This is a genomic window from Vibrio sp. St2 (assembly GCF_947311885.1).
Taxonomy (GTDB): Bacteria; Pseudomonadota; Gammaproteobacteria; order Enterobacterales; family Vibrionaceae; genus Vibrio; species Vibrio coralliilyticus.
Genome location: NZ_CAMZNA010000003.1, coordinates 86,903 through 97,947, shown reverse-complemented (window position 1 = coordinate 97,947; position 11,045 = coordinate 86,903). Strand labels below are relative to the sequence as shown.

The 11,045-nt window shown below is 48.5% G+C and carries 4 protein-coding genes; all 4 read right to left on the bottom strand.

Features of this window, described 5'->3' with window-relative positions:
- Positions 1–65: 65 nt before the first annotated feature.
- The 4 genes from QMA41_RS12170 to QMA41_RS12155 all read right to left on the bottom strand — a co-directional run bounded on the left by QMA41_RS12170 (position 66) and on the right by QMA41_RS12155 (position 10,633).
- Positions 66–5,594, bottom strand: coding sequence for a type I polyketide synthase (locus QMA41_RS12170; RefSeq protein ID WP_281629789.1), 5,529 nt, complete (start codon positions 5,592–5,594; stop codon positions 66–68).
- Between the two features lie 139 nt (positions 5,595–5,733).
- A complete protein-coding gene (locus QMA41_RS12165; protein ID WP_019276642.1) occupies positions 5,734–6,009 on the bottom strand; it encodes an acyl carrier protein in 276 nt (91 codons plus the stop codon).
- A gap of 18 nt (positions 6,010–6,027) precedes the next feature.
- Positions 6,028–7,515, bottom strand: a complete 1,488-nt coding sequence (locus tag QMA41_RS12160; protein WP_281629788.1) for an amino acid adenylation domain-containing protein — start codon at positions 7,513–7,515, stop codon at positions 6,028–6,030.
- Positions 7,516–7,582: 67 nt separating this feature from the next.
- Positions 7,583–10,633, bottom strand: a complete 3,051-nt coding sequence (locus tag QMA41_RS12155; protein ID WP_281629787.1) for a non-ribosomal peptide synthetase — start codon at positions 10,631–10,633, stop codon at positions 7,583–7,585.
- Positions 10,634–11,045 lie beyond the last annotated feature (412 nt).

Below are 11,045 nucleotides of genomic sequence, written 5' to 3'. Positions count from 1 at the left end.
ATTTGGCTGCCGTGCGGCAGCCTGAAGGTGATGAACTTCCCGGGCTAATGCCCGGGAAATGGGCGCTATTCGCTCTGAAGAACAGATTCAAACGCTTCGATGATCAGGCCGGACAGCCCTCTTACGGTTTGATCCTGATAGAAGAGATCCACTCGAATATCGACTTCAAACTTGGCTGACACTTTTGACACAATTTGCACCGCCAACAGCGAGTTACCGCCAAGCTCGACGAAATTGTCATCAACACCAATACCTGAAATGCCTAGAATCGACTGCCAGACTGCAATGATCTCTTTTTCGATATCGTTTTCAGGTGCCACATACTCAACAGAGAGTTCTGGACGGGCGTGCCCTTGGCTCACTTCCGCTTCCAGCTCTGCCAGCTGTTCATCTTCCTGTTCAGGAATCGCTTCGTAGATAAGCTGACCCAGATCACTGGTCACCACGACCAGTTGCTCAAACTCTAGGTGTGCAAGCTGTCGTTTCAGTGCATCCAGCCCTTCGTAGAACAGAATGTCCTTGTCGGAGACATCGACGGTAACCTGAGCTACAGCAGACGCTGGCGCAGAAGCAGCAACCTGATTCTCGGCTTTCATACGTACTAGCGTGTAGTTCTCCAAAACCATCAACGGCTTGCTATCAGCGGATAGGAAGACCACATCCAAGATGATGGTGCTGTCTTCCGCCTGATACGGCTGTTTGAGCTTGATGTGCGCGTAGCAATCTCCGTCAAGCGGTGCCAGATAGCTGATCTTGCCGTAGCTGATTGGCAGGTAGTTGTCTGTCGTGATCAGGTTGATACAGCGAATGGATACCGAATCAATCAGTGCTGGGTGATACGGATACTGCTCAAAATCACTCTGGAACTGAGCATCGAGATCTTTATGAATCAGCCACTCATCCTCACCTTGCCATGCACACTTAGGACCGTTCCAACGCTCACTGAGCGACAGGAAGGTTTCACCCGTTACGGCATTGACGTAATCTTTGCCGGTTAAGTCATCAGGCAGTTTGTTAATGCAGCGAGACTGAATCGCTTCAAGTGAATCTACAGCGGCAAGGCTCTCTTCACTCTCGACACCACGGCCAAGGTTGCCCAGCGCATGTTCGTCCCACTCGATGTCACGGACGCCGCGGCTACGAAGGCTAAAGCTGTAGCCCGCGCCTTCACTGCGTACATACAGGCGCATTTCACGCGGCCATGCGTTGTGGTAAATCGCCGGTTTGGTCAACAGCAAGTTCTTAACCTGAAGCACTTCCTGAGGCTTGAAGTGATTCGTCAGGGTATGCAGCATCGACAGTATTGTGGTACCAACCAAGGTCGGTTGATTCGACAAGCTATGCTCGTTGAGTACCCAGTCGTTTCGCACATCCAGATTGACTCGATATTCTTCTTCCATACCTTTACGGCCGAGCAGCGTAAGCAACCCTGTTTGTTCTAGAGGCGCTTGGTTGGCTTTGTTTTTCTCATCCAACTCACGAGCCCACTGAACCGCCATGCCGACATCACCCCATTTGCCCCAGTTGATTGCAATGGTGCGACCGTTTCGATTCTGATTACGGTAGCTGGCAAACACATCCATAAAGGCATTACCGGAACAGTAATCAATTCGAGCTTCATCACCGACAATCGAGCTGATGGAAGAGAACAGCACCATGAAATCAGGCTGGCTGTCTCTGGTCAGGTCATCGAGAATCAGGCTGCCGAGGATTTTCGGCTCCAGAACACTGGCACAATCTTCATCTGACTTGAGCGGAATGATGCCGCCCCCCGCAATACCAGCCGTGTGGAAAATGCCATCAAAGCGATCATAACGTTCAAACACTTCCGACATCGCCACATAATCACAGACGTCCACATTGACTAAATCAATGGTGTTACCTTGCTCCTCAAGACGCAGGATGCCCGCCAATTTTTCACTCATTGGGTCATCGACTGGGTGATTCTGAATCCAGTCATTCCATTGCTCGCGTTCAGGCAGACGACTGCGATAGGTCAGAACAAGCGTCGCATTGCTCATTTCCGATATGTGACCGGCCACCAGCATGCCAAGGCCGCCCAATCCACCAGTAATCAGATAAACGCCATCATCTTTGAATTGCGCCGGTAAGCCTGGTTCTTGCTGTTTTAAGTTAACCGCCTGATAGTCTTCCTCCCAGCGGCAACCACCTCGATACGCCACCAGTTGGCCGTCAGTGTTAATACTGCTCTCCGCAATCAGACAACGTGCCGCTTGATCTGCTGTCCAGTGGCCGGATTCATTCGCCAAGTCTGAAGGCCAGTCGATATCGACTAAATGACACTGAACATCTGGGTACTCGTGGTAGAACACACGCGCAGGCCCGACTAACAGTGCTTTCTCAGGTGCATAAACTCGCTCCCCAGAGACACTGAAGATATTATTGGTCACCAACAACAGGTGAAGATTATCCAGCAAGTTTTCATTCACCAACGCCTGTTGCAGGTACAACGGGCTGTAGAAAGAATCCAACTGGTGTTCACGGCACAGTTCAAGGTCGACATCACCTTGCTCAGGAGAGAGGTTCCACAGATCAACAATACGAACCGGATTCATCTCTTGAGCTTTGATTGCCTTAAGCACTCGGATGTAGTCTTCACGAGAGGTAGGGTCAATGACAAAGCTCTTCGCGCTGTCGCTGGTGACGACATTATCCTGATAGCAAACGCCTTTGAACACAGTCACCACTTGCTGGCCTGATGCCAGAAGCTGAGCATGCAGCTGATCAGCCACACCATATTCGTCAGCTAAAACCACCCAACAATCATTTTCAGCTTGAGTTTGTTTGCTCGGCATGAAGTCAGCAGGAATGGTTCGCTTCCACGCCGGCATATAGAACCAGTCACCAACATCGGTTTTCTTGCGTTTCAAACCGGCTTCCGCACTGCTGCTTGATAGGCTTTCAGCATTACCTGTTTTCAGGTCAGGCAGTTTGAATTCATTTCGCTCGAACGGGTAGCCCGGCAGAGGCAGGCGACGTCGGCGCTCATCACCATAGTAAGATGGCCAGTCAATCTCGACGCCATGCGCCCATAAAGCACCAAGCATTGAGATGAAATACTCACCGGAAATCTCGACTTCTTTTGCCGTAGGCAAAGAGGAGAAGATATCGGCATTCGAACCATCTTCTTCACGGAAGTGTTGCTTCGCCGCAGACTCCAGAGAACGGCCCGGCCCCACTTCTAGCGCCACAAAACCATCCTGATGATCGGCCATCAAGGTTTTGAATGCATGCGAGAACAGCACAGGGTTTCTGACGTGGCGCACCCAGTAGTCGCTATCTTGTGCTAACTCATCGCTGATCCATTCACCATTTACCGAAGAGACGAACGGAATCTGCGGCGCATTCAGCTCAATACCATCGATCACGTCTCTGAACGCTGGCAACATAGGATCCATCATGCTTGAGTGGAAGCCGTGTGATGTATCTAAGTGCTTGCAGAAGATACCTTCTTCTTCCAGCTCATATTGGAACGCTTTTATCGCTTCTAGCTCGCCCGCCACTACACAGAGTTCTGGGTAATTGACCGCCGCGATATCCAGTTCACTGTTTGATAAGCGCTCTGTGAGCTCAGCTTCTTCCATCAGAACCGCTAGCATTGCGCCCGCTGGCAGAGCCTGAACCAGCTTGCCACGAATCGCGACAGCTTTTAGCGCATCTTCCAACGAGAACACGCCTGACAAGCACGCTGCCACGTACTCACCGACACTGTGACCAATCATCACATCGGGCTGAATACCCCATGACATCCAAAGCTGAGCAAGACTGTACTCAACTACGAACAACGCAGGCTGTGTGAATTGAGTTTCGTTAATACGAGCCGCGGTTTGCTCATCTTGCGGGAAGATAATCTCACGCAGATCCTGTTCAAGTATTGGCATCAGATACTCGCAGCACTGATCCATCGCCTGCTTAAACACCGGATACGTCTGGTAAAGATCGCGAGACATGTTCGGATATTGGTTGCCCTGCCCCGGGAACATAAACACCATTGGTCGCTTTGATTTGCTTCCAGACACAATCTGAGAAGGCTTAGCCAGCGCTTCAATGATGGCCTGACGATCATTGCCAACCACCGAGGTGGAAAATTCGAACTGTTTGCGACCTACCTGCATGGTGTACGCCACGTCCGCAACATCTGCATCTGGGTTATCTGTCAGGTAACTCGCCAGACGCTGTTTCATCTCATTTAGTGCGTTGCGACTGCGGGCTGAGAACGGGATCATGAGTGGCGAGTTATGCGCATCACCCGGTTGAGTCTCTGGCGCCGTTTCGAGAATCACACAAGCATTGGTACCTCCGACACCAAAGGAGTTGACCAACGCATTGTTTGGCTTGTCCTGCTGTTTAAACGCTGTCAGTTCGGTGTTCATCACGAACGGGCTAGTTTCAAACTCAATGTTTGGATTCGGCTCAGCATAATGCAGCGAAGCTGGAAGCTGTCCGGATTCCAATGCCATTGAGGCTTTAATCAGACTGGCAACGCCCGAGGCAGCATCGGTGTGGCCGATGTTAGTTTTGACTGAACCTAAACGACAGAACTGCTCTTTATCCGTGAAGTGGCGGAAGGTTTGCGACAAAGACGAAAATTCAATCGGGTCGCCCAACGCTGTCGCCGTACCATGCGCTTCAACAAAGCGGATGTTTTCTACATCAATATCGGCGTTGGAAATCGCCTGCTTCGCGACTTCAACCTGCCCTTCGATACCCGGCGCTGTGAATCCCGCTTTGAGGCTGCCATCATTGTTGATTGCCCCGCCTTTGATCACTGCGTAGATGTGGTCGCCATCTTTGACTGCATCCTTAACACGCTTAAGCAGCACAGCACCAACACCGCGGCTAAACACCGTGCCATTGGCACGAGAATCAAACGCGTAACAGCGTCCATCCGCCGACTCCATACCACCTTGCATGTATTTGTAGCCGCGGCGCTCCGGTGTATCGATAGACACACCACCAGCAACTACGAGGTCACTTTCACGGCTTAACAGGCTGTTAATCCCCATCACCACGGCCACCATTGCGGTTGAACAGGCCGTCTGCACATTCACGCTTGGCCCTTTTAAATCCAGCTTGTAGGAGACTCGCGTTGTGACATAGTCTTTATCGTTATTGGTCACAACAGACGCGCCGCTGGCAAACTGACTGACACCCGGATGGGAATGGACTTTGTTCAAATGCCACGCTGTGCCTGTACCGCCAAAAACACCCACTTTGCCCGGATAACTCGAAGGCACGTACCCCGCATCTTCAAAAGCATGCCAACTGCTTTCCAGAAACGCACGGTGTTGAGGATCCATGATTTCCGCGTCACGAGGAGTAATATCAAAGAAGTGCGCATCGAAATGTTGCGCGTTGCCGAGAATACCTCGGCGAGGAATGTAATTGGGTGAGGCAATCAATTCTTCATCGACACCCGACTCGCGAAGCTCTTGTTCGCTAAATGTTGTGATGGTTTCCAGCCCTTCAGCGAGGTTCTTCCAGAACGTCGTGATGTCTTCTGCACCAGGGAATCGGCCTGACATGCCAATAATAGCTATATCTTTATCGCGCAGTGTTGCTTGGTCTTTCATATGCTACCTCACGGGTTGTATGTCGTATTTATTTGTACTTATTTCGGGAAAAACGGCCCCTCTCCTTTGAAAAGAAAGGAGTGTTTCAATCAGCGAATAAAATGAATTTATCTTCTAGGTAAAACTATTTAGCGAAGTTTTAATTCGATTTTTCTAATAACACCTGAGGGTATTTTTTAGAGATATTCTTACTTAGCGAATCCACTGTAGGACATTGAAATAGCTCGATAATATTAATCGGAATTCCAAGCTGTCTTTTTATTTCCCTGTGTACTTTACTCATTAATAATGAGTTGCCTCCTGCATCAAAGAAGTTCTCATCTCGGGCAATTTTTTTAACGTCTAAAACCGATTGCCAGATTGAGAGAACACGGTTTTCAATTTCAGGTGTCATATTGGGTTTGTTATTCGACATAGTGCTAGAACCTTCTAATTAGTGAGCGTTTAAAGCTGACTTGCTAACTTTCCCATTAGGGAGCGTGGGTAAGCTATCAACGGAGTAATATCGGGAGGGTTGCATGTAATAAGGCAATACTTTTGCCAATTGTTCTTTGATCACTTGCACATCAACATTGGACTGCTGAGAGGGTACATAAAAGGCGGTCAGATAAGACGCCTTACCGTCATCGCTGCTATCGACAATCACTGCAGCGTGAGAAATGCTGGGCATCGCTTGTAGCTGAGCTTCAATTTCGGCCAGCTCAATTCGGTGACCGCGCAGTTTGATTTGTGAATCGGTTCGGCCATGGAACAGTAACGCACCGTCTTCTCTGGTACTCACCAAATCGCCTGTGCGATACATTTTTTCTCCACTCTGGGGATGATCTACAAAGCGCTCTTGAGTAAGGTCGGCACGTTTTAGGTAACCTTTCGCCAGAATATCTCCAGCTAAATACAATTCACCGCACTGCCCTTGCTTTACTGGCAGCAGCGCTTCATCAAGGACAAGCACTTCTGCGTGTGGAATTGGACGGCCAATCGGTACGACTTTTTCTACGCACTGTGGCTGACAGTACCAGTGACAGGCAAAAATGGTGGCCTCTGTCGGCCCGTAGAGGTTGTGGATATGACCCGGGTACTGTGCCGACAGGTCATCCACCAAGCGTTGCGGCAGCGCTTCTCCACCAGAGAAGATATGCTCTAGCGAGGTACATTGTTTCAGTACATCCGCATCGACAATGATACGTAGTGCAGTTGGCACAAACTGGGCGACAGTGACCTGATGCTGCTCAACGAAGTCAGCCAACAGCATGGGGTCATACTTAGCGTCTTCAGCAATCAGTGCGCAGCTTGCTCCAGTCATCAGAGGCCAGAACATTTCCCAGACTGAAATATCAAAGCTGAATGTGGTCTGATTCAATACCCGACTGTTTGTCGTCAGTTGAAAGGCATCTTGCATCCAGTTGAGGTAATTCACCACCGTATGATGCGCGATCATCACGCCCTTAGGCTTACCGGTTGAGCCCGAAGTGTACATGATGTAACACAAGCTCTGTTCGTCTACCTGCGGTAAGTCTGGGGTTGTCGCACTGGAAAAATCTATGCTATTCACATCCAACGTTGGAAGATCATTGCTAAGCCAATCCATGCTATTCAAATTGTCAGTGATCACCAGTTTGGCTTCCGAGTGCTCTGCCATATAAGCGAGGCGATCGCTTGGGTAATAGGGATCAAGCGGTAAGTAACAAGCCCCTAATTTCAATATTCCCAATATGGTCGCAACAAGGTTATTGCAGCGATTCATGTAGATGCCGACAACATCGCCTGATGTAATGCCAGAGCGGATTAATAACTGAGCAATATTATTGGCGCGCAGTTCCAGTTGGCGGTATGTGATGTTTTCGCTGTCACTTCGCAGGGCGATATTATCCGGTGTTTTGGCGCACTGATGAGCAAACTGACGGTGGATCAATTTTGACATTGTATTCATCTCCCCATATTTAATCGTTATTCATCTCCGGCTCCCTGCGAGCCGGAGACACTCCGCATTACAGAGATAATGTGTCTGAAATCAGAGCCAAGTATTGTTCTGCCAGCAAGGTGATCTGCTGTTTGGTAAACGCCGTACTTTCATAATCGAAATTGAGGGTCAACTGCTCGCCGTCATCGACAGTTAGAGTCAAATCGCATCGAGCGGATTGCTCAGCGATGTGTTGAACTTTCATGCGGCAGCCTTGCACCTCTGTAGCTTCCGGCATCGCAGACAAATAATTAAACGTGACAGGGAAACGCAGTTTCTCGAGCCAGCCTTTACTTCGCATTTCATCAGCAAGCTCTAGGTAGGACACGGACTGATTTTCTATCAACGAGTAGATCGCTTTGCTGCTGGCTTCAATCAAGCCCACAACGCTATCCACCTGATCAACCTGTTCGTGGTAGGTGACCATGTTGACGAAACAGCCGAGCTGACCATCGTGCTGACAAAGAGCTCGATTGGAGACAGGCAAGCCAATCGTTATGTTGTGATAACGAGTTTCGTGGTTTAACACGAGATTAAACAGCGTGAGTAACACGACATAAGCCGTTGTATTGTGTGCGTGGGCAAAGTCATTTATCGCTTGGCTGAAAGGCTGGGAAAGTTCCACAGCGTAGCCTTGTGGTGACGGGTAATCCGCTTTTGGGTACAACGAACTATCCGCACCTTTCGTCAGATAGCGATTCAATGCCGACAACCAAAATTGCTTCTGGCTCTCTTCATCCACCATCGCACCGCGATGCTGTTTCAAACTCAAGTGGTGTTGGTGATGCTGTGCAAAACCATAATCTCCTGCCATATAAGCGCGATAAGCCTGAACAAATTGCTCAAAAAATATGCCAATGGAATCATGGTCAAAAACAGCGTGGTGAACACGTACAACGACCACATGTTCATCATCATTTTTGCTCAATAACGCAAGGCGAATCGGCGGCTCTCTGTCAATGTCGATGTCCGGCATGTCTGCCATATCCAGCAAATCACAATGCGACATTTCACTGAGTTTGCCCGACACATGCTCAACCTTGCGGTGCGGAATCTCTACTTTACCTGCACCATAGCCACCTTCTTTAGCGGTAAAGTTATCGAGATCGAATTGAGTAGTCAGGATTGGGTTGCTGGCCAACACCCGATTGAGGCACCATTCCACGCTCTCCGAACTTGCTTTTCCTTCAAGGTAAATACAAAACGCAGGCTGGTAGGCTTTCGGGGTAGCGCTGGTTTGTTCTAACGTCAGGAAGTATGCCTGTTGCGATGTGAGCGGTTCGAATTGCGATTCTTGATTCTTCTCATTTGGAGTGGATGTCGCGTCATCCAAGTCATCCGCTAGGTAATAAGGTACGACCGCAGCCAATTTACGCGGCGTCGCATTGCTGAAAAAGAGCTTGAAATCTATCTCGCTGTAGAGGCGGCGTCGAATCAGGGTTCTGGCACGCATCGCCTGCAAGGAATTCCCGCCTAAGTCAAAGAAGTCATCATCAACCCCTAGGCCACTAAAACCGAGCACTTCTTGCCAGATGTCCACAAGGTCCCGTTCAAGGTCGTTAGCGGGTACGTTGCAATCATAATTCAGTTCTGGCCTTACTGGCGCTGGCTCGGGCAGACGAGCACTATCGAGTTTTCCATTCGGTAGTTTTGGAAAGCTTTCAAGGTAAACAAATTGAGCGGGCATCATCGCGCTCGGGCAGCGCTCGCTAAGGAAAGCACGTAGATCCCACGCACTTGGCTTTTTGTCCGTCAGCAAGTAAGCCACCAGCGCACCATTGACCATTTTCACCGCAGCGTCGGCTACTTCATTATGCTGACGAAGATTGGCTTCTATTTCGCCCAGCTCAACTCGCACTCCATGAATTTTCACCTGACGATCTTTGCGACCCAGGCACACCATGTCTCCGTTTGCGTTGAACTGACCCAAATCTCCGGTGCGATGCGCGCTATGGCCGCGATGAGAGAAGAAACGCTCTGCGCTCAATTCAGGTCGATGACTGTATCCGCGAGCCACGCCCTGGCCGCATATACAGATTTCACCCACACTGCCGTCTGTCACTAATGCGCCCTTTTCATCGAGTAGAAACAACTCACTTCCTGCCAACGCTTTGCCTATAGTCACGGGCTGGTCTGGCTCTAACTCAGTAAACGCACAGTTTGCAACGGTTTCAGTCGGGCCATATAGGTTAAACAAACGCACATTCTCGATGCTGTCGAACGTACGTTGCTTAATGTCTTCACCGATAGGTTCTCCGGATAGAAAAACGGTTTCAGGCAGAGACAGCGCGCTATCGAAAGAACAGCGGTAATTGAGTAATTCATTCCATATTGTAGGGACACAGTAGATCGCCGTGTTGGTTCGGTTCTGGTACCAATCAAAAAGTCGTTGCGGGTTATTCAAAGTACCTTCGGGAAGAATATGAAGGGTGTCACCACGTAGCAAAGGAGCAAACAATTGAGTCACCGCAGCCGCAAAGCTTAGAGAGGAGGTGAGCGGAAGAGTTGCCTGAGTTTCAGGCCATAAATCGTGATTAAACCAATCGAGATAATATGCCATGCTACCATGTTCAACTTCTACCCCTTTTGGCACACCCGTCGAGCCTGATGTGTAAAGGGTATAAGCCAAATCAGAATGGCTTACCTTCGGCAATGATTGGCAGTGTAGAGTGCCAGCTAGATCAAGCGCTGCAACATTCAGCTTCTCTGTATCGCACTCAGCCATGCTCGGTTTCTTGCTCAGTAGCTCATCGGTAATGATGAGGAATGCACCGGAATCATCCAAAATTTGCTGAATGCGTTTTGTCGGCTGGAACGAAGAGAGAGGCACATAACTGAACCCAGCTTTCATTACCCCCAGTATCACCACAGGCAACACCAGGCTAGGTTCAAGGTAAACCGCCACTTTGCCTTTATCACCATCAGGATATTGATTAACTAAGTAGCTCGCTAATTGGTTTGATTGCAGCTCAAGCTCAGAATAGGTCAGCGACATGTCTTTGTAGATAACCGCTATTGCCTCAGGGGAAATCGACGATTGCATTGAAATAGTTTCAAATACAGGATTGTTATTTTTCACAATATTTACCTCGCTGGTTAAGGTATTCCTGAAGTCAAGCGAGAATATTTTCTTGCTGACCGGTTTCTACAAATAAAAGTTAGACATGAAAACTTAGGATTTAATTAAGGAAACAAATTGGTTTTAAGCATCAAAGTTTCGAAGGCAGAGAGAGGGAGAAAATAAAAACCAAATAACAACCACTTATGGAGATAAAACTTACTTTAAATTCAATATTATCAATTATAAACTGACTTTAAATTGACTATAAACAGACATAAAAAACACTTTAGAATTAAATTTATTCTCTTTTTATAAATGAAGAAATAACTCAAATATAATCATCAGGTAATAATGATAAAACCTTCATTAGTAACCTACACCGCCAATAATATTCTGTACTCATTCAATCTTAATTAAATATTAAGTTTTC